The 21635-nt window shown below is 64.4% G+C and carries 19 protein-coding genes and 1 tRNA gene; 13 read left to right on the top strand and 7 right to left on the bottom strand.

Going from position 1 to position 21635, the window contains the following annotated elements; all coding sequences use genetic code 11:
- Nucleotides 1-23 precede the first annotated feature (23 nt).
- Complete coding sequence (locus tag Q3C01_RS11765) at nt 24-1163, bottom strand: hypothetical protein (RefSeq protein ID WP_458145486.1); 1140 nt, start codon at nt 1161-1163, stop codon at nt 24-26.
- 303 nt (nt 1164-1466) lie between these two features.
- Between Q3C01_RS11765 and Q3C01_RS11760 the strand changes: the two genes are divergently transcribed.
- The gene (locus Q3C01_RS11760; protein ID WP_008140025.1) at nt 1467-1712 is read left to right on the top strand and encodes a zinc-finger domain-containing protein; all 246 of its coding nucleotides are present in this window, start codon (nt 1467-1469) and stop codon (nt 1710-1712) included.
- 20 nt (nt 1713-1732) lie between these two features.
- Nucleotides 1733-2935 (top strand): FAD-dependent monooxygenase, encoded by a 1203-nt coding sequence (locus Q3C01_RS11755; RefSeq protein WP_458145485.1) that lies wholly within the window; start codon nt 1733-1735, stop codon nt 2933-2935.
- A gap of 12 nt (nt 2936-2947) precedes the next feature.
- On the opposite strand, the gene Q3C01_RS11750 is transcribed toward Q3C01_RS11755, so the two are convergent.
- On the bottom strand, nt 2948-3394 hold the full coding sequence (locus Q3C01_RS11750; protein WP_458145484.1) for a twin-arginine translocation pathway signal: 447 nt from the start codon (nt 3392-3394) through the stop codon (nt 2948-2950).
- 1255 nt (nt 3395-4649) lie between these two features.
- Entirely contained in the window at nt 4650-4895 is a 246-nt protein-coding gene (locus tag Q3C01_RS11745) for a hypothetical protein (RefSeq protein ID WP_458145483.1), read from the bottom strand.
- Nucleotides 4896-5076: 181 nt separating this feature from the next.
- On the opposite strand from Q3C01_RS11745, the gene Q3C01_RS11740 reads away from it, so the two are divergent.
- Nucleotides 5077-5165, top strand: a tRNA-Leu gene (locus Q3C01_RS11740).
- A gap of 35 nt (nt 5166-5200) precedes the next feature.
- On the opposite strand, the gene Q3C01_RS11735 is transcribed toward Q3C01_RS11740, so the two are convergent.
- Both Q3C01_RS11735 and Q3C01_RS11730 read right to left on the bottom strand, forming a co-directional pair.
- Nucleotides 5201-5995 carry a carbon-nitrogen hydrolase family protein gene (locus Q3C01_RS11735; RefSeq protein WP_458145482.1) on the bottom strand — a complete coding sequence of 265 codons (795 nt, stop codon included), beginning with the start codon at nt 5993-5995 and terminating at the stop codon, nt 5201-5203.
- Nucleotides 5996-6004: 9 nt separating this feature from the next.
- Nucleotides 6005-6307: a hypothetical protein gene (locus Q3C01_RS11730; protein ID WP_458145481.1), complete on the bottom strand. Its 303-nt coding sequence runs from the start codon at nt 6305-6307 to the stop codon at nt 6005-6007.
- A gap of 119 nt (nt 6308-6426) precedes the next feature.
- Here Q3C01_RS11730 and Q3C01_RS11725 point away from each other — a divergent pair, with 119 nt between their 5' ends.
- From Q3C01_RS11725 to Q3C01_RS11715, 3 genes are all read left to right on the top strand, one after another.
- Nucleotides 6427-6870 (top strand): hypothetical protein, encoded by a 444-nt coding sequence (locus Q3C01_RS11725; protein ID WP_458145480.1) that lies wholly within the window; start codon nt 6427-6429, stop codon nt 6868-6870.
- 182 nt (nt 6871-7052) lie between these two features.
- Nucleotides 7053-8303, top strand: coding sequence for a multidrug effflux MFS transporter (locus tag Q3C01_RS11720; protein ID WP_458145479.1), 1251 nt, complete (start codon nt 7053-7055; stop codon nt 8301-8303).
- 58 nt (nt 8304-8361) lie between these two features.
- On the top strand, nt 8362-8493 hold the full coding sequence (locus tag Q3C01_RS11715; RefSeq protein WP_458145478.1) for a hypothetical protein: 132 nt from the start codon (nt 8362-8364) through the stop codon (nt 8491-8493).
- Between the two features lie 9 nt (nt 8494-8502).
- Here the strand turns inward: Q3C01_RS11715 and Q3C01_RS11710 are convergent, their stop codons facing one another.
- Both Q3C01_RS11710 and Q3C01_RS11705 read right to left on the bottom strand, forming a co-directional pair.
- Nucleotides 8503-10101: a glycosyltransferase family 39 protein gene (locus tag Q3C01_RS11710; protein WP_458145477.1), complete on the bottom strand. Its 1599-nt coding sequence runs from the start codon at nt 10099-10101 to the stop codon at nt 8503-8505.
- Between the two features lie 199 nt (nt 10102-10300).
- Nucleotides 10301-11908: an ABC transporter substrate-binding protein gene (locus tag Q3C01_RS11705; RefSeq protein ID WP_458145476.1), complete on the bottom strand. Its 1608-nt coding sequence runs from the start codon at nt 11906-11908 to the stop codon at nt 10301-10303.
- A gap of 271 nt (nt 11909-12179) precedes the next feature.
- Here Q3C01_RS11705 and Q3C01_RS11700 point away from each other — a divergent pair, with 271 nt between their 5' ends.
- The 7 genes from Q3C01_RS11700 (at nt 12180) to Q3C01_RS11670 (ending at nt 21587) form a co-directional block, all read left to right on the top strand.
- Complete coding sequence (locus Q3C01_RS11700) at nt 12180-13310, top strand: M20/M25/M40 family metallo-hydrolase (RefSeq protein WP_458145475.1); 1131 nt, start codon at nt 12180-12182, stop codon at nt 13308-13310.
- Between the two features lie 232 nt (nt 13311-13542).
- Nucleotides 13543-14484: an ABC transporter permease gene (locus Q3C01_RS11695; RefSeq protein ID WP_027526424.1), complete on the top strand. Its 942-nt coding sequence runs from the start codon at nt 13543-13545 to the stop codon at nt 14482-14484.
- A 9-nt stretch (nt 14485-14493) separates the two neighbouring features.
- A complete protein-coding gene (locus tag Q3C01_RS11690; RefSeq protein WP_458145474.1) occupies nt 14494-15381 on the top strand; it encodes an ABC transporter permease in 888 nt (295 codons plus the stop codon).
- A gap of 157 nt (nt 15382-15538) precedes the next feature.
- Nucleotides 15539-17185 carry an ABC transporter ATP-binding protein gene (locus tag Q3C01_RS11685; RefSeq protein WP_458145473.1) on the top strand — a complete coding sequence of 549 codons (1647 nt, stop codon included), beginning with the start codon at nt 15539-15541 and terminating at the stop codon, nt 17183-17185.
- A 294-nt stretch (nt 17186-17479) separates the two neighbouring features.
- Nucleotides 17480-18985 (top strand): M81 family metallopeptidase, encoded by a 1506-nt coding sequence (locus Q3C01_RS11680; protein ID WP_458145472.1) that lies wholly within the window; start codon nt 17480-17482, stop codon nt 18983-18985.
- 15 nt (nt 18986-19000) lie between these two features.
- Complete coding sequence (locus tag Q3C01_RS11675; protein ID WP_458145471.1) at nt 19001-20173, top strand: M20 aminoacylase family protein; 1173 nt, start codon at nt 19001-19003, stop codon at nt 20171-20173.
- Complete coding sequence (locus Q3C01_RS11670) at nt 20166-21587, top strand: amidase (protein WP_458145470.1); 1422 nt, start codon at nt 20166-20168, stop codon at nt 21585-21587. The genes Q3C01_RS11675 and Q3C01_RS11670 overlap by 8 nt, the downstream gene beginning before the upstream one ends.
- The last annotated feature ends 48 nt before the right edge of the window (nt 21588-21635 follow it).

Below are 21635 nucleotides of genomic sequence, written 5' to 3'. Positions count from 1 at the left end.
GTCTGTTGGGGGAGAGGATGATCTTAGGCGCTGACGGCTGTGCCCGCCAGCGTAAGTTGCGCCCGGCGCATCCGCCGCGCCCGCCTGCGGTCACACCAGGCCTGCGTCAGCCGCTCGGTCGTGGCCTTGATCGAGGACAGGACGCCGAACAGGGTCACCAGCGCGCCGAACAGCCACAGTGCAAGATCGAATGCGCCGGTTGCGAGCAACAGCGCGCCGCGGCCGAGCAGCTTCATGATCGCGCGGGTCTTGCCGCCCTGGGCCTCGGCGAGCCGCGCTGCGCGCGCAACGTCCTTCGGTCCCTCGGCGACGCGCAGCGTGTCGAGCGCGCCGCGTGTGCCCGCCTTCTCGGTGACGCGGGCGACGTCCTTGCCGAGCCGAACCAGCGCGCCGGCCTTTTCGACACGGAACGCGGCCCTGATTGCGCTCGCGGTCTCGCCTGGCCGCAACACCGAGCCGGTGGCGACCGCGTTCTGGAGCATCGGCGTGTCGACCACCTCGCGCGCGGAGCGGCCGGCCCAAGCCGCAAGTCCCTCGCCGAGCCGCCCGACCTTGCGGGCGTCCTTCACCAGCGACAGGCCGGCGCGCACCGGCGCCGCACCGCCGACCGAGACATAGGTCGCCGCCGTCACCGCAAGACCGGCCGCGGCAAGCCCGAGCACGAGGCGGTCGGTCTCCTCGCCCATGGCCAGATGCTTGCCCTCGCGCACGACGTCCCTGACATCACCGATCACGAAGAGGTCGCCGGCAACGGTGCCAGACAGGCTCGCGACGTCGTCGGCATTGCCGGTGACGAGACCGGTGGCAAAACCTCTTGCGAAATGCGAGGTGGAGCTTTCCTCCTTCACGGCGTCGTTGACGCGGCTCAAGAGGTCGTCAGGCAGCGCGATGCTGCGGTCGCGCGCGAGCTCGACGAAGCTGCTTGCAAGATCGGCGTCGTGCGCTGCGAGCGCCGCTTCGATATTGTCCTGAACCAGCGCGGCGTTCTTGCCCGGTTCGTTCTTGTCCAAGAGGGAATCGAGCTTCAGCTCCGAGAGCTTCGCAGGATCGTCCTTTGCTGCCAGCACGGCACCCGCCTCGCGCGCATGCGGCACGACCTGCACGAGCACAACGCTGCATGCCACGAGGGTGGTCAACGCGGTGCTGATTCGCAGCCACTTCATGCTCAAAGCCTGGACGTTCGCCTGGAAATTCGTTTGGAAAGTCGCCTGCCGCCGGGATTTCGTTCGTCCACAGACATAGTATGCCAGATTTGCGACACAACGGCCCCGACGAAAGAAGGGCTTCTCTGAGGCGACAAGATTGTGTCGAATTTGCATGAGCAAATGAGCATGGGGCAGTTGCGAACCTTTTGGTTCCACTGGACTAGCAATCATCTGCACCCCTCAGTATGGTCCGCGACATTCAAAGATGCCGCGTCAGTCTTGATTGTGTCTGCCGCCATTGCCACTCCAGGATGAGTTCCGATGTCCGACCATGTCGTCCCGCACTTCCACAACGATGCCGGTGTCCCCGTCATCGAAATCGGCTCGCAGGAGTTCATGTGCGTCGGCGCCAATCCTCCGTTCGACCATCCGCACGTCTTCCTTGATCTCGGCAACGACAACGAGATCATCTGCCCCTATTGCTCGACCCTGTACCGCTTCGCGACCGATCTGAAGGCCGGCGAGGCGCGCCCGCCCGAATGCGTGCTGAAGGACAAGGTGGCCTGACCGGCGGCATCCGCTAACGGGTGGCCGTCTCCCGAACGATCATCATTGCCGGTGCCGGAATCGGAGGATTGACGGCAGCGCTCGCGCTTGCCGCCAAGGGCTTCCGCGTCGTCGTGCTCGAGAAGGCTGAGCGGCTCGAGGAAGTCGGCGCCGGCCTGCAATTGTCGCCCAATGCGAGCCGCATCCTTGTCGAGCTCGGGCTGAAGGACCGCCTGGGCTCGCGCGCGGTGACGCCGGAGGCGGTCAGCATCATGAGCACACGCGCCGGCGGCGAGCTGATGCGCCTGCCGCTAGGCGCGGCGGCCGCCGAGCGCGCCGGCGCTCCCTATTGGGTGGTGCACCGGGCCGATCTGCAAGCAGCGCTGGCCGCTGCGGTTGCGGACCATCCTGATATCGATTTGCGGCTAGGTGGGACTTTCGAGGACGTCGCCGCCCACGCCAAGGGACTCTCCGTCGTCTATCGCAGTGGCACGTTGCGCCGGAGCGAAGTGGCAAGCGCGCTGATCGGCGCCGACGGCGTCTGGTCCACGGTACGCCAGCATCTGTTTCCGGACGTAGCGCCGCGCTTCTCGGGCCTGATCGCCTGGCGCGGTACGTTCGAGGCCACGCAACTGCCGAAGGAATACACCTCGCGCCGCGTGCAGCTCTGGATGGGACCGAACGCCCATCTCGTCGCTTATCCGATCGCGGGCGGACGCCAGATCAACGTGGTGGCGATCGTGCCGGGCACCTGGAACAGGCCGGGCTGGAGCACGCCCGGCGATACGTCCGAGCTGAAGGATGCCTTCCCGGCGCCGCGCTGGCCGGGCCCGGCGCGGATGATGCTCAGCGCGGTCGACAGCTGGCGCAAATGGGCGCTGTTCACGCTGCCCGACGGCGTTGGCTGGAGCAAGGGCGCGATCGCACTCGTCGGCGATGCCGTGCATGCGATGCTGCCCTTTGCCGCGCAGGGCGCAGGAATGGCGATCGAGGACGCAGCCGTGCTCGCAGAGCACCTGAGCGGCAACGCCACCGAGAGCGCAGCTGCAATCGCCGCGGCGCTGGCGCGCTATGGCCGGGCGCGCGAGGCGCGCGTCAGACGCGTGCAGCGGACCGCGCGGCAGCAGGGCCGCATCTATCACCTCGCAGGCCCCTTCGCGCTGGCGCGCGATCTTGCGATCCGCGCACTCGGGCCAGAACGCGTGCTGGAGCGGCAGGACTGGATCTATCGCTGGCGCGCGTGAGGTCAGGCGCCCTTAGTGGACGGCACTGCTGGATTTCGAGCCGGATGCTGGCTTCGCTGCAGGCTTGGCGGCGGTCGGGGGCACAGGCGATGCTGGCGGGGGCGTCGGCTCCATGTCGCTGTCGCGGCACTTGTTGCGCCGCCAGTTCTCTTCCACGAGCTTCTGCTGTCCGCGCAGGGAGATATAGTCGTTGCGATAGGCCAGCTCCGAGACGACCGCGCCGCCTGTGCCCGTCTCCGCTTTCGCCATCAGCTTTTCGAGGTCCTCGATACGCTTGATCAGGCTCTTGCGTTCGGGGCCTAGCTGCTTGCAGTCCCAGAGCTCGTATTTGCCCGGATCGACGAAGGCCGGGCTGATGGCGTCGCTCACGCCGGCACAGCCGGTGAGCACGGCACCGAGCCCGAGCAGCGCGACCAGCGCAAGCGCAGGACGGCGGCGGTTGAGAAGCGAAACAGACATGCCGGATTGGTAGTCCCCGTAGATTGACATTGCCTAAAGCAGCCAGAGATGTCCGGATTGAGGCTTTGCCTTGTGCGGCCGGCTCGCTCAAGGGCACCTTTCGCCTCGTCCGGCCCCAAGCCAGGCGGCCTGCAGGGGCTTTAAGTGTTTGATCCCGTTGGATCAAGCGGGCTTGGCGGAGCTCGTACTCGGCGCGCGTCTCCGCCTCGGTGGGGTGCGTCGACCAGTCGATACACACATGTCCCCAACGGCAGTCTCGAAGAAGGCCCCCTTCGCCTCGCACGCCTTAGGCCGTTGCTTTGCGAAAGGAGCTGAAAGTACCGAGGGGGCGCCTGAAGAGCGCTTATGCACCACGCCCTGACGCCTTTACGGCTTCGCCGAAGGACTTGATGACCTGTGACACCATGCTGCTCAACTGGCTGACGTGGGTCGGCGCCAGCTACATCCGCACCGATCGGTAACCAGTCGCGGAGCGCGGCCCGCCCATGCCGCTGCCCTTCAGGCCGATCTCACACGCGCGAGCCTGCCGGATCAATCGATCTCTTTCAGCGCCCGGGGAAACCGAGTGTGCTCTCAGGCGCGCCTGCGCGGCCTGCTCGAGGAGCTGCCTTCGTTCGGCAGCCAGGTCAGGAGTGTCGTGTTGCATCGAAGTCCCCATCGACTTTCCGAATCACAGGATAATGGAGATGCGCGCCCACCGCCGTCGCCCTTCGGCCACACTCAGCGGCGCAACATCGGTTTATCCACAGCGCCTAGGCGGAGCGACGGCCCGCATGCGCCGCCTGCGCGTCGGGCGCATCCTTAACCGTACTTCGACACCGGCTAGCCTGGAGGCTTATCAGTGCGCTCGGCAGGCCGGACCTTACGGCAGCGACCCTCGAAGCTCTGCGACACCAGAGGTGGCTCGACCGGATTTCTCAGCAGGTCCGACGTTTCGAGCGAGGATCGCGGCAATCAGGAGGACGAACATCGCGACGGCAAGTCCGTTCAGCATCGCGGACAGATATCGATCAAACAAATAGCGCATCATACTGCACCCGTGCGCATCGCCCGCCCGCCGTAACTTGCGTCGTTGAGTCGTTGGGCGATTTGGTGGCGCCCTGGTCGCTAATCAACGTACGGCCTCCGCCAGGAGGCCGTCGCTAAGCGGACCATCACCTGCGCTGGACCACCCCGCGGCTATCGAAACCGCGGACCGTCAGAAGTGCCGTCAAGGCAACTTCACGCACGGTTGTCGAGAGGATCGCGGGAGCGCCTAGTGGCGGTCAGTGACCAAAACAACCGGCGCCGTTTCTTGGACGGGCTTGCGATTGCCTTCATCGGCAACGCTCGTTGGCTGAGCCGTGGAGGCTTGCGAAGCTTGCCCGCCAACCGTGGTAGGGGTGGTGCTGGCGACAACGGAAGCCTTTGCGCTGGCTTCGCGGTTCCAATCGCAGGCAGCGGCCGAATACGCGGCGAGAGTAACGGCAGCAAAAATCGTAGCGACGACGATCTTCTTCATGGCCGGGCTCCTCTTCGAGGCAAGTCATTCTACTACGACGAGCCTTGCTCGAACGCTTTGGCTTGATCACGAAGCTGCGAGGGGCGAAGGACAAGCCGTCAACGCCGATCTGCAAAACAGCAAGGGAAAGCCCGCAAGACACTTGCCCGCAAACGGCGATTTCTCTAGACAAATCAACGCGGCGGGCATGGCGGAATTGGTAGACGCAAGGGACTTAAAATCCCTCGGTGCGCAAGCACTGTGCCGGTTCGATCCCGGCTGCCCGCACCAGCGCTGAAGCTCGTCAAAAATCGCAAATAGGTAGGCTATTCGCGCGAGGTGAGCTTGATGCCCTGGCGAGCGGCGGCCCGCCACGGACGAGCTTTTGTCAAAGCGATCTCATACCTTGCACGGTCCAATGTGCCGTACACCAGGTCAGCCTCTGGGGTTGCCTGCCCAAAGGGTCGCCCATCCGGCCCAATTAGGGTGCACGGAAGTTTGAGGCGGCTGACGGCAGGCGTCGCAACGCTGAACCAGACATTGTTCATGGCGGCGTGGGCTTGGGCTTCGATTGCAAAGATAGGATCGTCCGCGTAGGCGGAGTAGAGCACACCATCAACACCCAGCTTGGCATATTCCATAAACAGCTCCGGGAAATGGATCTCGATGCAGAGGGTGCATCCAAATCGAAAACCGTCCACCTCAAACACGAGCGGCTCTGTGCCGGGCGTGTACCAGCTTGTTGCCTCGGCATGGGAAATCAGCCGCTTATCGTAGCGCCCGACCGTGGCTCCCTTGTCTGAAATGACATAGAGCGCATTGCGCGGCCAGTGCGGCGGCGGGCGCGGAGAGTTGGCCCCCACGACAACCCATATACCAAGCTCCGCAGCATGTGCAGCGGTGTCCTCCAGCTCGGCCTGAAGGGTTGGCCAATCCACGGAATCCCACTTGTGGATTTCAGTCTTCACGTATCCGGACAAGGCGCCTTCCGGGAAATGGATTAGACGCGCTCCGAGAGATTTGGCTTTGGTCATCAGTTCGCGGATATGTGCGCCATTCGCGCGAACGTCAGCGCCGATGTGGCTTGAAGCCGAGGCGATGGTAAGCGTGTTGGGAAGCATTGTGTAGTGCTAGGAAATGTAAACGAGACGGTAGACGTAGGACTTGTCGCCTTTCCGGCTGACCCAGTCTCCCTCAGGCGGAACATCACCTTGGTCCTGCGGCAAGACATTCCAGGGCCGCCCCATGCAAGACTGGCTTGCTTCATCCCAGGCCACCCACCCCCATTCCGGTTTCCACTCGATCCAATAATCGCCGTCTTCGCGCTTGTAGCCAACGCTCTCATCGGCTCTCGTCGTGCGCACGAACGTATAGATTAAATCGTCACTTCGCCGGCGCAGCTCAAATTTGGTGGGCTTATCGTCGTTGGGCATCTCACTTTTCCCTTCCTGGAAGAGATAATGAGTCATTGAACCCAGATGCGCAAACCCCCTGAAGTGCTTCACACGCAGTTCACGACTTTCTTCACACTGTCGTCTTCGCAGCAAAATTGATGCACGGTGCCTTTCGGGCACGCGCCTGCGTTTTCGCGACTGAAACCGATCGCATCCAGCTCTGCCGCCCTCCCCAACTTGGCCAAGTTTCTGTCAACGAAAAGCGCGATACGTTTTGCAATTGCTCCTCATCCTGGTACCCCCTTATCGTCCCCTGGAAAGAAGCGGAGCAAAGTTTGGTGCAGGGCCTTTTTGTCCTCCTGATCCTTATGTCGATGTCCTTCGCCGCCGGATATTTCACGCGCGATCATCTGTCGCGCAAACGACGCGAACAGGCACGCAGGTGGAGGGGCTATGTGGAGCCCGAATGGGTGCGGCCGGCCAACTCGAATGAAGCTGCAGCCCGTACGGACGCTGTTCCCGCCGAGCTTGGCGATTTGGGCCAAATGCTGGAACGCTGGGAAAGCAGGGCACGAGCGCGGAAACTCTCGGTTTCTTCCTGATAAGACTTTGGCGCCTCATAGCGCGGCACCATTTGGCAGCCCATGCCGCGGCCCAACTCATCCTCTCCAACCGGCACCAATTCTTGTCGGGTTCCCAGCTCGCCTACCTGCCATCCCCAAATGTGGGTTGTGCAACGCAGCATGCCTACTAAGACAGCATCTGCACTTGCAGAGGTAACTACGTGTCCGACGTCAATGCCGACAGTTGGGTGTCCTCGGGACACCGCCCGATGGGGTTTCCGGAATTCGTGATCGTGATCGCCGCCATCATGGCGCTCAATCCGCTCGCGATGGACATGATGCTGCCGGCGCTGCCGAACATCGGAGCGGCTTTTCATATTCCCGTCGCCAATCATCTCCAGCTCGTGCTGTCGACGTTCCTGATCGGTTTCGGTGCAGGACAGTTCGTCATGGGGCCGCTGTCGGACCGGTTCGGCCGGCGGCCGGTGCTGCTCGGCGGCATGACGGTCTATGCGATCGCGAGCGTGCTTGCAGTTGCGGCGCCCTCGTTCGAGACGCTGCTGCTGGCGCGCGCGCTGCAAGGGCTCGGCACCTCGGCAACGCGGGTGATCGCGACCTCGATCGTGCGCGACTGCTATGTCGGCCGGCGCATGGCGAGCGTGATGTCGCTGGCGATGATGGTGTTCATCGCCGTGCCCGTGATCGCGCCGTCCTTTGGACAAGCGGTGCTGCTGGTGACGCATTGGCGCGGCATCTTCATCGTGCTGATGGCCTATGGTCTCCTCGCGCTCGGCTGGACCGTGCTGCGGCTGCCGGAGACGCTGCCCGAGAGCGAGCGCAAGTCGCTGGCGCCGCGCGAGGTGCTCGACGCCTTCCGCCAGACCCTGACCAACCGGCAGACGCTCGGCTACGCGATTGCCGCGGGCTTCGTCATCGGCTCACTGTTCGCCTTCGTGTTCTGCGCGCAGCAGGTCTTCACCGGCATCTATCATCTCGGCCATTATTTTCCGCTCGCCTTCGCCGCGATCGCGGCCGGCACCGCGGTTGCCGGCTTTGCCAATGCGCGGCTGGTCGGGCGTCTCGGCATGCGCGTGATCTCGCATGGCGCGCTGGTCGGCTACGCGATCGCCGCCGGCCTCATGCTGCTCACCGCGATCCTGCACATGCTGCCGCTGTGGCTGTTCATGATGCTCTCGGCACTGATGATGTTCTCGTTCGGCATGATGATAGCCAACTTCACCGCGCTCGCGATGGAGCCGCAGGGCCACATCGCCGGCACCGCGTCCTCGCTCTACGGCTCGATCACGACGCTGTTCGGCATCGTCGTCGGCATGACGATCGGCCAGAGCTTTGACGGAACGTTGCTGCCGTTCTCGACCGGATTCTTCCTGTGCACGCTGGCCGCGCTCGCGGTCGTTGCCGTGGTGGAGAAGGGCCGGCTATTCCAGCCGCATCATCGCGCGGGCGCTTAAGTCGCGAGCAGGAACTTCGCTCACTTCTCCATGTTGTCCTGCAGCAATGGAGATATGAATGGAACCGGAACGTAAGGACCAACGAACGCAGGACGCCGAAGAGGTCAAGCAGGAGCACGCGGAACAGCAAGAGACCACCCTGCCCTTCGCAAGCGAAGGGCTCGAGCAGTTGCGCGACAGCCATTGTTGATGGAGCGCCTTATCGCGGCGCACGCTTGCTCGCGCTGAAATCATCCGCAGGGCTCGCGGGTGGCTTGGTCCCATCATCATGCGGCGGCACAAGCAGCGCGACCAGCTTGCGCGTCACGCCGCCCCGACCGAGGAGCTCCGCCTGAAGGGTGAATTCGCGCCTGACGAAATCACCGGCACGCGCCGAGGTCCGCTCCATCCAGCCGAGGCAATCGGGCTGGTCGTGGAAACACAGCGCCGCCCAACCGCGCTCCAGCGTGGCCTTGCGCGGCAAGCCCCATGAATATTGATAGGCGAACGGCCGCGAATATTGCGGATGATCGGGACTATAGAAGGCGGTGGCAAAGGCCAGCGCATCGTCGCCGCTGACGGCTGTGAGCGGCACGCCGGTGAGATCGCGCCACTGCCGCGTGAGCTCGGCAGCCGCCTTTGAATAGAACTCCCGGCCCTCTTCGTAGCCGTGCGCATTACGGTAGGCGGCATGAATGGGGGCCACGACCACGAGCGCGACGACGCTGACGCCAGCAACCAGCACCGTGGCATTGACGGCATAGAAGCGCTCGATCGGATAGCGCGTGCCGCACACGATCAGCACGACGAACAGGAACAGGCCCTGCAACGCCCATAGCGACGGCAGGTCCGTGCCGAGGGCGAGCGAAGTCAGCATCGGCAAGAGCAACGTTCCGAGCGCGACATAGAACTGCAGCTTCAATCCCGGATCCATCGCGACGAAGTCGGCCGGCAAACGTTTCAGCCGATCACCTGCGATCATCGCCCAGGTGACGGCCGCCGCGCTCATCGCCGCGACGAGCCCGAGTGCAAATGACTTGACCTCGCCCAATGCCGTGACGAGGTCGGCATTGGCATGCGCCAGGGCGTAGGAGAAGGTCGGGGCGCCCGTGGTCGCGAGCCAGTGGAGATGCGGCGACAAAGCCAGAAGCCCCGTCACGGCGGAGATCCAGGGCGAGGCCGAGGTGAAATAGGCGCGCCGTGCCGGATGCATCGCGGCAGCCAGCACGAAGCTCGCGACCAGGAACACCGAATAGTATTTCCCGACCATCGCCAGCGCCGTCGCAAGACCGGCGGCAATGGCCCAGCGCGTTGCGCGCGTCTCGAAGGCGCGCAGGAAGCAGAAGGTCGCGAGCGGCCAGGTCGCCAGCAGCACGCTGTTGGCGTTGAAGCGCTGGGCATGGAAGTGATACGCGGGCGTCAGCATCAACAGCAGCAGCACCAGAAGGCGCTTGTGCCCACTTACGAAGCGGCGCGTGATCAGGTCGACGAACCACAGCGCCAGCGCCGCATTGGCCATCGCCATCAATTGCATCGACCAGTCGCTCAACGGGAAGATCGCGGTCCAGGCCGCCGCCACCCACCCCATCAGCGGCGGATGTTTGGGATACCCCCAGGCAAAATGCCGACCCAGCGTCCAGGCCTCGAGCGTGTCGGGATGCAGGCCGGCGCCGAGATAGGCGATCACGAGATAGAGCGTCCAGACTGCGGTGAAGGCCGTGAGCAGCAGCGGGACGGCCCAGCCAGCCTCCACGCCGTCGAGCCAGCGCAGGAAGGGACGGCGCCAGCGTGCAGGCGCACGGTCCGAGCGTTCGGCCATCGCCTGGAATGCAAAATCTATCGGCACGTCACTCAAATCGGAGAAAAGGAACGGAAGAGCGCGCCATCTATTTCAGGCACACAAACAAATAGCAATGATCGGAAGCTGGAACAGTTAAAAGCGCAGCTCTTGCCACACAGACGAAAATGGCCGGGACGCTCGGTCCCGACCATCACGATACCACTTTGCGGCGTGACGCCTATTCGGACTTGTCCACGTTCCACCACACCGGCGTCGCCGGGCCGTCGAGCACGCCGGTGAGCGACTTGCGCCAGGAGCTCGGCGCCAGGTACTGCCCGAGCGGGACGTAGATCACCTGATCATAGGCTTCCTTCTGTATCTCGGTGGCGATCTTCTTCTGCTCGTCGAGCGAGGGCGCGCGCACGAAAGCGTCCTTGAGTTGCTCGATCTTCGCGTCCTCCGCCCAGCCAAACCAGCCACCATTCTTGCCCAGCCCGCCGATCGAGAGATTGGCGATCGGGTTGGAGACGTCGGCAGACACCCAGTTGGTGAAGAACATGTTCCAGCCGCCCTCCTTCGGCGGCTTCTGGCTGGCGCGGCGGCTCACCACGGTCTGCCAGTCGGTCGCCTGGAGATCGACCTTGAAGCCGGCCTCGCGGAGCTGCTGCGCCGCCACGATCGGCTGCGCCTTCAGCGTGATCACGTCGCCAGGCGCCATGATCACCACAGGCGTGCCGTCATAGCCGGACTCGGCGAGCGCCTTCTTGGCTTCCGCCAGGCCCCCGCCCTTGACCAGCGTCTCGGAGCCGACGTCGGTCGCGAACGGCGTGTCGCAGATGAAGAATGCACCGCACACCTTGTAGTACTTGGGATTGCCGACCAGCGCGTCGAGCACGTCCTTCTGGCTCATCGCCAGCAGTGCTGCGCGCCGCACCTTCGGATTGTCGAAGGGTGGATAGAGGAAGTTCATGCGGCCGAGCGTCTGGTAGCCGAACTTGTTCAGCACCTCGATCTTCAGATCGCTGTTGGCCTCGAGCACCGGCAGCATGTCCCATGGAACGTTCTCCATGAAATCGATGTCGCCCGATTGCAGCGCGTTCACCGCGGTCTGCGAGTCCGGCATCGTAACCCACTCGACGCGGTCGACCTTCACGACCTTGCCGCCAGCCGTCCAGCTCGACGGCTCCTTGCGCGGCACATAGTCCTTGTTCTTCTCGTAGACGGCCTTCACGCCCGGCTGGAATTCAGCCTGCACGAACTTGAAGGGGCCGGAGCCGATCTGCTCGGGAATCTGCTTGTCCGGTGGCGTTTCGGCGAGGCGCTTGGGCATCATGAAGGCGACGCGCGAGGACGGCTTGCCGATGGAGTCGAGCACGAGGCCGTACGGCTCCTTCAGCTTCAGCGTGATCGTCTTGGCGTCGGTCGCTTCCAGGCTGGCGGTGAAGTCCATCAGCTTCTGGCCCATGCCGTCGACCTTGGCCCAGCGCCGCAGCGAGGCGACGCAGTCTTCGGCCGTCACGGGCGTGCCGTCATGCCACTTCAGGCCGTCGCGCAGCGTGAAGGTGTAGGTGAGCTTGTCGTCGGAGATCTTCCAGTCCGCCATCTGCGGCTGGATCTTGAAATTCGAATCGGTCGCGATCAACGTGTCGTAAACCATGTAGCCATGGTCGCGCGTGATGTAGGCCGTCGTGAAGATCGGATCGATGATTCTGAGGTCGGAGTGCATCACGGCCGTGATGGTCTTTCCGGCGGCAAGGACCGGCGAGGCCAGTGCGGTGAGCGCAACGACCGACAGCGCGAGTTTGGAGACGATCGCGCTGCGTCCCCGGCGCAAGAAGTGGAACATCGAAGTTTCTCCTGACGTGAAACTGGTCAAAGGCAGGTTATTGGTTGAGCATGCGGATCGTTCCTTGGGCGAACCAACCTCATGCAATGCCTTTATTTTTAGAGACTTGCAGAGCGCATCGAAGGCGTCAATCCGCTTTCGCTGCATGCCGATGCAGGCGCGTACAAGGGCTCCGTCCTTGCGCGTTTCGCTATACAACGCATCCCGCCGATCGTTTCCTGACTGCAAAGCAATGCACGTTCCGCGCGTGTGAAGCCTCAAGAGGCCGCCCATGAATCCAGCCAATCTTCCCTTTGACTCCGAGGCCATGCTGCAGGGGCTGCGCGCATGGGTCGAATGCGAAAGCCCGACCTGGGACGCGGTTGCCGTGAACCGCATGCTCGACCTCGCCGCGCGTGACATGGCGATCATGGGTGCGACGATCGAGCGCATCGTCGGACGGCAGGGTTTTGGCGGCGCCGTGCGCGCACGCTTTCCGCATCCGAAGCAAGGCGAGCCCGGCATCCTGATCGCCGGGCACATGGACACCGTGCATCCCGTCGACACCATCGAGAAGCTGAGATGGCGGCGCGAGGGCAACAAATGCTATGGCCCCGGGATCTTCGACATGAAGGGCGGCAACTACCTCTCGCTCGAGGCTATCAGGCAATTGGCCCGCGCCTCCTTCGTAACGCCGCTGCCGATCACGGTGCTGTTCACGCCCGACGAGGAAGTCGGCACGCCATCGACCCGCGACATCATCGAGGCCGAGGCCGCGCGCAACAAATACGTGCTGGTGCCGGAGCCCGGCCGGCCCGACAACGGCGTCGTCACCGGGCGCTACGCGATCGCGCGCTTCAATCTCGAGGCAACGGGGCGGCCGAGCCACGCAGGTGCGACGCTTTCCTCGGGTCGTTCCGCGATACGGGAAATGGCCAGGCAGATTCTCGTGATCGACGCGATGACCACGGATGATTGCACCTTCTCGGTCGGCATCGTGCATGGCGGGCAGTGGGTCAATTGCGTTGCCACCACCTGCACCGGCGAGGCGCTCTCCATGGCCAAGCGCCAGGCCGACCTCGACCGTGGCGTCGAGAAGATGCTGGCGCTGTCGGGCACAACCAATGATGTCAGCTTCAAGGTGACGCGCGGCGTCACGCGGCCGGTCTGGGAACCCGACGCCGGCACCATGGCGCTCTACGAGAAAGCGCGCGGGATTGCCCGCGAGCTCGGCGTCGAGCTGCCACATGCCAGCGCCGGCGGCGGCTCCGACGGCAATTTCACCGGCGCGATGGGCATCGCGACGCTCGACGGCCTGGGCGTGCGCGGCGCTAATGCCCACACGCTCGACGAGCACATCGAGATCGACAGCCTCGCCGAGCGCGGCCGATTGATGGCGGGGCTGCTCGCGACGCTGGCTTGATGTATGGCACCGTCATTCCGGGGCGATGCGAAGCATCGAACCCGGACTCTGGAGATTCCGGGTCGCGCTTCGCACGCCCGGAATGACATCGAGAAGAACCGCGCTCGCAAAGCATGTTGGCTGCACCGCAAAAACGACGGCCGCAATGGCATGGGAATTGCTGAAACGTTAGGTTGGTGGCAACCTGCCGAAGGGCGCCTCGCCGGTTTGACTCTAATCTGACGGATCCAACTTGCTCGGATATCTCGTTCGCAGAATCCTCGCCGCCGTCCCCGTGATGGGCGTGGTGGCGCTGTTCGTCTTCCTCCTGCTCCGGCTCACCCCGGGCGATCCCGCCGCGATCCTCGCCGGCGATAACGCGACGCCCGAGCGGCTCGAGCGCATTCGCGCCTCGCTCGGCCTCAACGAGCCGCTCATCGTGCAGTTCATCACCTGGATCAACAAGCTGCTGCACGGCGATCTCGGGACGTCGCTGATCTCGAACCTGCCGGTCCTGAAGATGATCGGCCAGCGCGTCGAGCCGTCGATCTCGATCGCGCTCTCCACCATCATCCTCGCCGTCGTCGTCGCGGTGCCGCTCGGCGTGATCGCGGCGTGGAAGCACGGCACCTGGATCGACCGTTTCGTGATGGGCCTGTCCGTGCTCGGCTTCTCCGTGCCGGTGTTCGTGGTCGGCTATGTCCTGATCGAGATTTTCGCCATCGACCTGCGCTGGGTGCCGGTGCAGGGCTTCAAGAGCATCACCGCCGGCTTCGGACCGTTCTTCGAGCGCATCATCCTTCCGACCTGCGCACTCTCCTTCATCTATATCGCGCTGATCGCGCGCATGACGCGCGCGGCAATGCTCGACGTGCTCGGCGAAGACTACGTCCGCACCGCGCGCGCCAAGGGCATCAGCGAGGTCGCGGTCATGATGCGGCATGCGCTGCGCAATGCCGCCGTGCCCGTGATCACCGTGATCGGCACCGGCTTTGCGCTTCTGATCTCCGGCGTCGTCGTCACCGAAAGCGTGTTCAACATTCCCGGCATCGGCCGTCTCACGGTCGATGCGGTGCTGGCGCGCGACTATCCGGTGATCCAGGCCATGATCCTGCTGACGTCGCTGATCTATGTCGTCGTCAATCTCCTGATCGACGTCGCCTACACGCTCCTTGATCCGCGGATCAGGTATTGAGGCTCAAGCATGTCGGTTGATACTCTCCCCCGATCGTCCATCCCGATCACCTCGCCACTGCGGCCGCGGTTCGGATTCCTCACGTCGACGCCGATCATCGCGGCCGCGACGATCTGCCTCGCGCTGATCGCGCTGATCTCGATCCTCGCGCCGCTGATCGCGCCGCATGATCCGGTCCTGCTCGCGCCCTCGCAGCGGCTGAAGCCGGCCTCGGCGCAATTCCTGCTCGGCACCGACGCCTTCGGCCGCGATCTGTTGTCGCGCGTGATCTATGGCGGCCGCGTCTCACTGCTGATCGGCATCGGCTCGGCCGCTCTCTCGATCGCCATTGGGCTGGCGATCGGCCTCGTCGCCGGCTTCTTCAAGCTGGTTGACTCCATCATGATGCGCGTCATGGACGGTCTGATGGCGATGCCGAGCATCCTGCTCGCGATCGCCGTCGTCTCGCTGTCGGGCGCCAGCATCTGGACCGTGCTGGTCGCGATCACCATTCCCGAGATTCCGCGCGTGGCGCGCCTGGTACGCTCCGTCGTCCTGTCGGCGCGCGAAGAGCCTTACGTGGAAGCGGCGATTTCGGTCGGCTCGTCACTGCCGAAGATCATGTGGCGCCACCTGATGCCGAACACGATCGCGCCCCTGATCGTGCAAGGCACCTACGTCTGCGCCTCGGCGATCCTCACCGAGGCCATCCTCTCCTTCCTCGGCGCCGGTATCTCGCCGGAGACACCGACCTGGGGCAACATCATGGCCGAAGGACGTCAGTTCTTCCAGATCAAGCCATCGCTGATCTTCTGGCCGGGCCTGTTGCTCTCACTCGCGATCCTCAGCATCAATCTGATCGGCGATGCCGCCCGCGACGCACTCGACCCCCGCATGAAGCAGCGGGAGGGCAAGTGAGGATCACCCATTTCGTCATTCCGGGGCGCGACGAAGTCGCGAGCCCGAAATCCATTTCACCACGCGTATCGGGGCTCGATGGATTCCGGGCTCGCGCTGACGCGCGCCCCCATTGCGCAATCGCGCAATGTGGAATGACGGCGGAGAGTTTTGCTGCATGACCAACACCGTCCTCGACATCAACAATCTCACCGTCTCCATCGGCAAGGCGCCGAATGGACCGAAGATCATCGACGGCATTTCGATCCAGGTCCGCGAGCGCGAGACGCTGTGCCTCGTCGGCGAAAGCGGCTCCGGCAAGTCGGTGACCTCGCTCACCGTGATGGGCCTGTTGCAGAAGGGCTCGCTGACACCCACCGGCGGAAGCGTCAAGCTGGTCGGCGAGGAACTCCTGACCGCGACCGACCGCCGCCTGCGGCAGTTGCGCGCCACGCAGATGGCGATGATCTTCCAGGAGCCGATGACCGCGCTCAATCCGGTCGTTCCTGTCGGCCGTCAGATCGACGAGGTCCTGCGCGCCCACACCAATCTCGACGCGAAGGCCCGGCGCAAGCGCATCCTGGAGATGATGGAACAGGTTCGGCTGCCGCAGGTCGAGCGCATCTTCGCCTCCTATCCGCACCGCCTCTCCGGCGGCCAGCGCCAGCGCATCATGATCGCGATGGCGCTGGTGCTGGAGCCGAAACTGCTCATCGCCGACGAGCCGACCACCGCGCTCGACGTCACGACGCAGAAACAGATCCTCACCCTGATCCGCGACCTCCAGCGCGATCACGGCACCGCCGTGCTGTTCATCACCCACGACATGGGCGTCGTCGCCGAGATCGCCGACCGCGTTGCGGTGATGCGGCAGGGTCGTCTGGTCGAGACCGGCAAGCTCGATTCCGTGCTGCGCAATCCCACGATGGAATACACCCGCAACCTGCTCGCCTCGGTTCCGAGCCTGGTGCCGCGCGCAGCGCGCCCGGAGACCAAGGAACCGATCGTCCTGGAGGCCAACGACCTCGGCAAGGTCTATCGCGAGCGCACCTTCTTCGGCAAAGGCCGCGAGGTGGTCGCAGCCGACAAGGTCACCCTCAGCTTGCGCAAGGGCCGCACGCTCGGCATCGTCGGCGAAAGCGGCTCGGGCAAGTCGACGGTTGCACGCTGCATCGTTCGCCTGATCGATCCGACCTCGGGCGGCGTGCGCCTCGCGGGCCGCGAAATCTCCGACCTGTCGCGGCGGCTGCTCCAGCCGCATCGCCAGAAAATCCAGATCGTGTTCCAGGATCCCTACCGCTCGCTCAACCCGCGCGTCAGCGTCGGCGAGAGCATTGCGGAAGGCCCGATCAATTACGGCGTCGCGCGCGCCGATGCGCTGAAACGGGCGCGTGAGCTTTTGGAGCTGGTCGGCCTGCCTGCGGATGCCGTGTCGCGCTATCCGCATCAGTTTTCGGGCGGCCAGCGCCAGCGCATCGCCATTGCGCGCGCGCTCGCGCTCGATCCCGACGTGCTGGTCGCGGACGAAGCGGTCTCCGCACTCGACGTCTCCGTGCAGGCACAGGTGCTGGAACTTCTTGACGAGATCCAGAAGCGGCTCGGTATCGCGATCCTGTTCATCACCCACGATTTGCGTGTCGCAGCGCAGATCTGCGACGAGGTCGTCGTGATGCAGCACGGCCGCGTCGTCGAACAGGGCCCGGCGGCCGAGGTGCTGACGCATCCGAAGGAAGCCTACACCAAGTCCCTGCTTGATGCGGCGCCGGGCCGCGGCTGGGATTTTGCCAATTTCCGGCCGGTGGAAAGCGCGGCGGCGAGCGCTTAGGATCTTCCCCAATGTCGTCCTGGCGAAAGCCAGGACCCATTACCACCGTCGACAGTTTTGCGACGACTAGGGGCCACATCGTTTTCCGGCAAAACCCACTCGGGGTAATGGGTCCTGGCTTTCGCCAGGACGACACGGAAGGTGTGGTCGCGCACTTCCCTCCCTCTGACAGTGACGTGTCGCACCATTCCCAAAACGGCTTGACGCCATGCGCGGCGCGATTGTCTGCCTTGCTTGCTCTTGCCGCAAAGGCGGGTAACGTCGCGCGCATCATTTGCGTTGGACCAGAATTGAATGACCCGTATCGCCGTCGGCGGCTTCCTGCACGAGACAAACACCTTCGCTCCGACGAAGGCGACGTTCGCGGACTTCCAGCATGGCGGGGGCTGGCCGGCGATGACGCAAGGCGCCGATGTCTTGAAGGTGATGCGGCGCATCAATGTCGGTCTCGCCGGTTTCGTCGACGCGGCTGAGGCCAATGGCTGGGAACTCATCCCCACTATCGCCTGTGGTGCGAGCCCCTCGGCGCATGTCACGAAGGATGCCTTCGAGCAGATCGTGAATGTGATGGTCGACGGCATCAAAGCTGCCGGCCCGCTCGATGCGGTCTATCTCGACCTGCACGGCGCGATGGTCACCGAGCATCTCGACGACGGCGAAGGCGAGATTCTCGCGCGCGTGCGCCGCGTCATCGGTTCGAATGTTCCCCTCGTCGCCAGCCTCGACCTGCACGCCAATGTTACTCCGCAGATGGTCGCGCACGCTGATGCGCTGATCGCCTACCGCACCTATCCGCATGTCGACATGGCCGACACGGGCCGCGCCTGCGCCAGGCACCTCGCGCTGCTCCTGAAGACCAGGCAGCGCCTCGCCAAGGCGTTCCGCCAGGTGCCGTTCCTGATCCCGATCAGCTGGCAGTGCACCAACGACCAGCCCACCAAGAGCATCTACGAAAAGCTCGCCACGCTCGAAAGCGATGCGGTGCTGACGCTATCCTTTGCGCCCGGCTTCCCTGCCGCCGATTTCCGCGATTGCGGGCCAAGCGTGTTCGCCTACGGCCAGACCCAGGCCGATGCCGACCGCGCAGCGGACGCAATCGTCAAACTGATCGAAAGTCATGAGGACGATTTCGACGGCAAGATCTTTTCGCCGGACGAAGGCGTGCGCCATGCCATGGAGCTTGCAAAGAGCGCGAGCAAGCCGATCATCATCGCCGACACCCAGGACAATCCCGGCGCCGGCGGCGATTCCGACACCACGGGCATGCTGCGCGCGCTGGTGCGCAACAAGGCGAGTGCGGCGACCGGCGTGATCTATGATCCGGTCTCCGCCAAGGCCGCGCATGCGGCCGGCGTCGGCGCGACCGTGGCACTGTCGCTCGGCGGCAAGTCGGGCATTCCCGGCGACGAGCCCTATCGAGAGACATTCGTCGTCGAAAAACTGTCCGACGGCCGCTTCATCGCGCCGGGCCCCTATTATGGTGGCCGTGAGATGGAGATGGGCCCCTCCGCCTGCCTTCGCATCGGCGAGGTCCGCGTGGTCGTCAGCTCGCACAAGGCGCAGCTCGCGGACCAGGCGATGTACCGCTATGTCGGCATCGAGCCGACCGAGCAACAAATCCTCGTCAACAAGAGCTCGGTGCACTTCCGCGCCGACTTCGAGCCGATCGCCGCAAAACTCCTGATCTGCGCCGCACCGGGCGCGATGCCGGCGGATACCGCCTCGCTGCCCTGGACACGCCTGCGCGCGGGAATCCGCATCAAGCCGAACGGCCCCGTTTTCACGCCTCCATCACGCTAAGGAATTAAGCACAAAATGCCCACCATCGACCGCATCGACGGCTATGCCGACGAACTCACTGCCATCCGCCGCGATCTCCACGCCCATCCCGAGATCGGCTTCGAGGAGGTCCGCACCTCCGGCATCGTCGCGGACAAGCTGAAGAGCTGGGGCATCGAGGTGCATCGCGGGCTCGGCGGCACCGGCGTGATCGGCGTCATCAAGGGCAAAGGCACCGGTGCAAAGCGCATTGGCCTGCGCGCCGACATGGACGCGCTACCCATGGAAGAGAATACCAATCTGAAATGGCGCTCCACCATTCCCGGCCGCTTCCACGGCTGCGGCCATGACGGCCACACCACCATGCTGCTCGGCACTGCGCGCTATCTCGCCGAGACGCGGAATTTCGACGGCACGGTGCATCTGATCTTCCAGCCGGCCGAGGAAGGCCTCGGCGGCGCGCGCGCCATGATCAAGGACGGATTGTTCGAAAAGTTTCCGTGCGACGAGCTCTACGGGCTGCACAATGCGCCGGACCTCAATCTCGGCGAGGTCGCGATCCTGCCGGGACCCGCAATGGCCGGCGCCGACTTCTTCGACCTTCGCATCAACGGCTATGGCGCACATGGCGCGATGCCGGAGCGCTCCAAGGACGCCGTGGTGATCGCAACCACGCTGGCGCAGGCCATTCAAACCATCGTCAGCCGCAACGTCGAGCCGCTCCAGGCGGCCGTCGTGTCGATCACCCAGATCCATGCCGGCTCCGCCTACAACGTCATCCCCGGCGAAGCGCATCTCTGCGGCACGGTGCGCGCCTTCTCCGATGAAGTGCGCGCGCTGATCCGCGAGCGCATGCGCACGATCTGCGCCGGTGTCGCCAGCGCTTTCCAGGTCGAGATCGAGGCCGACATCCGCGATGCCTTTGGCGTGCTGGTGAACCAGGTCGAGCAGTCCAAGGTCGTCGAGGAGGTCGCGCGCACCGTCGTCGACCCCGCCAAGGTGATCACCCGAACCCAGCCGAAGATGGGCAGCGAGGATTTCGCGGACATGCTGCAAACCATTCCCGGCGCCTATTTCTGGGTCGGCCATGACGGCTCGGTGCCCGTGCACAATCCGGGCTATGTGCTCGACGACAAGATCCTGCCGATCGGCGCCAGCATGTTCGCCCGCATCATCGAGCAGCGCATGCCGGTCGGTGGCCATGCATAAGCTGCGCGCCGAAGAGAAGGTCACTTCGCTGCACGATCTGTCCGCGGTCGATCTGATCGCGGGCTACAAGGCCAGGCAGTTCTCGCCGAGCGAGGTGCTGGACGACGTGCTCGCGCATGTCACCGCATGGGAGCCGCATCTCAAGGCGCTCTACGCCTTCGATCCCGATGGCGCGCGCGAGGCCGCAAAGACCTCGACAGCGCGCTGGTCCGGCGGCGAGCCGTCCGGTCCGCTCGATGGCGTGCCGGTGACGGTGAAGGACAATATCGCGACCAGGGGCGTGCCGGTGCCGCTGGGCGCGGCGAGCTCGAAGCTCGTGCCGGCGGCGAAGGACGCCCCGCCGGCTGCCCGCCTGCGCGAAGCCGGCGCGATCATCTTCGCCAAGACCACCATGCCCGATTACGGCATGCTGTCGTCGGGTCTGTCCAGCTTCCATGCGCTGGCCCGCAATCCCTGGGACCTCTCGAAAAATCCCGGCGGTTCGAGCGCAGGTGCCGGCGCCGCTGCTGCGGCCGGTTACGGCCCCCTGCATCTCGGCACCGATATCGGCGGCTCGGTGAGGCTGCCAGCGGGCTGGTGCGGCCTCGTCGGATTGAAGCCGAGTTTTGGCCGCGTGCCGATCGATCCGACCTATGTCGGTCGCGTCGCAGGGCCAATGACCCGCACCGTCGACGATTGCGCGCTGATGATGAGCGTGATCGCAAAGCCGGATCGCCGCGACGGCATGAGCCTGCCGGCCAACACCATCAACTGGAAGGCGCTCGAGAAGTCGCCGCGCAAGCTGCGCATCGGCCTGATGCTCGATCTCGGCGTCGGCCTGCCGCTGGAGAAGCCGGTGCGCGACGTCGCGGTGAAAGCCGCCAAGGCCTTCGAATCCGCCGGCGCCGTCGTCACCGAGGTCGACGGCATTTTGACGCGCGAGATGCTCGATGGTCTCGACAATTTCTGGCGCGCGCGGATGTGGGACGATCTTGCGAAGCTCGCGCCTGCCGAGCAAGCCAAGGTGCTGCCCTACATCTTCAAATGGGGCGAGTCCGGCGCAAAGCTCTCCGGCGTCGAGGTGATCCGCGGCTTCAACCAGACCATGGCGATCCGCGCCGCCGCCGCAAAACTGTTCTGCGAGCTCGATTATGTGATCTCGCCGACCGCGCCGAACGTGAATTTCCCGGCGGAGCTCGCCTCGCCCACCAACGATCCGATGAAGCCGTTCGAGCACATCTGCTATACCGTGCCATGGAATATGTCGGAGAACCCGGCGATATCCATCAACGGCGGCTTCGACGCCGAGGGTTTTCCGATCGGCGTGCAGATCGTCGGTCGCCGCTTCGACGACATCGGCGTGCTCGGCCTGGCCAAGGCGTTCGAAGGCCTGCGCGGTGCGCAGAGGCCCTGGCCGTCGCCGCCGAAGAAATAACTCTTCCGTCATTCCGGGGCGCGCGTCAGCGCGACCCCGGAATCTCGC

Source organism: Bradyrhizobium sp. UFLA05-109 (genome assembly GCF_054185165.1).
This window is presented reverse-complemented; position numbering and strand designations above follow the sequence as displayed.

What these genes read in the sequence shown, in the direction of transcription:
- Q3C01_RS11765 (WP_458145486.1), bottom strand. Translation starts at nt 1,163, where the DNA reads ATGAAGTGGCTGCGAATCAGCACCGCGTTGACCACCCTCGTGGCATGC.
- Q3C01_RS11760 (WP_008140025.1), top strand. Translation starts at nt 1,467, where the DNA reads ATGTCCGACCATGTCGTCCCGCACTTCCACAACGATGCCGGTGTCCCC.
- Q3C01_RS11750 (WP_458145484.1), bottom strand. Translation starts at nt 3,394, where the DNA reads ATGTCTGTTTCGCTTCTCAACCGCCGCCGTCCTGCGCTTGCGCTGGTC.
- Q3C01_RS11745 (WP_458145483.1), bottom strand. Translation starts at nt 4,895, where the DNA reads ATGAAGAAGATCGTCGTCGCTACGATTTTTGCTGCCGTTACTCTCGCC.
- Q3C01_RS11735 (WP_458145482.1), bottom strand. Translation starts at nt 5,995, where the DNA reads ATGCTTCCCAACACGCTTACCATCGCCTCGGCTTCAAGCCACATCGGC.
- Q3C01_RS11730 (WP_458145481.1), bottom strand. Translation starts at nt 6,307, where the DNA reads ATGCCCAACGACGATAAGCCCACCAAATTTGAGCTGCGCCGGCGAAGT.
- Q3C01_RS11725 (WP_458145480.1), top strand. Translation starts at nt 6,427, where the DNA reads ATGCACGGTGCCTTTCGGGCACGCGCCTGCGTTTTCGCGACTGAAACC.
- Q3C01_RS11715 (WP_458145478.1), top strand. Translation starts at nt 8,362, where the DNA reads ATGGAACCGGAACGTAAGGACCAACGAACGCAGGACGCCGAAGAGGTC.
- Q3C01_RS11710 (WP_458145477.1), bottom strand. Translation starts at nt 10,101, where the DNA reads ATGGCCGAACGCTCGGACCGTGCGCCTGCACGCTGGCGCCGTCCCTTC.
- Q3C01_RS11705 (WP_458145476.1), bottom strand. Translation starts at nt 11,908, where the DNA reads ATGTTCCACTTCTTGCGCCGGGGACGCAGCGCGATCGTCTCCAAACTC.
- Q3C01_RS11700 (WP_458145475.1), top strand. Translation starts at nt 12,180, where the DNA reads ATGAATCCAGCCAATCTTCCCTTTGACTCCGAGGCCATGCTGCAGGGG.
- Q3C01_RS11690 (WP_458145474.1), top strand. Translation starts at nt 14,494, where the DNA reads ATGTCGGTTGATACTCTCCCCCGATCGTCCATCCCGATCACCTCGCCA.
- Q3C01_RS11685 (WP_458145473.1), top strand. Translation starts at nt 15,539, where the DNA reads ATGACCAACACCGTCCTCGACATCAACAATCTCACCGTCTCCATCGGC.
- Q3C01_RS11680 (WP_458145472.1), top strand. Translation starts at nt 17,480, where the DNA reads ATGACCCGTATCGCCGTCGGCGGCTTCCTGCACGAGACAAACACCTTC.
- Q3C01_RS11675 (WP_458145471.1), top strand. Translation starts at nt 19,001, where the DNA reads ATGCCCACCATCGACCGCATCGACGGCTATGCCGACGAACTCACTGCC.
- Q3C01_RS11670 (WP_458145470.1), top strand. Translation starts at nt 20,166, where the DNA reads ATGCATAAGCTGCGCGCCGAAGAGAAGGTCACTTCGCTGCACGATCTG.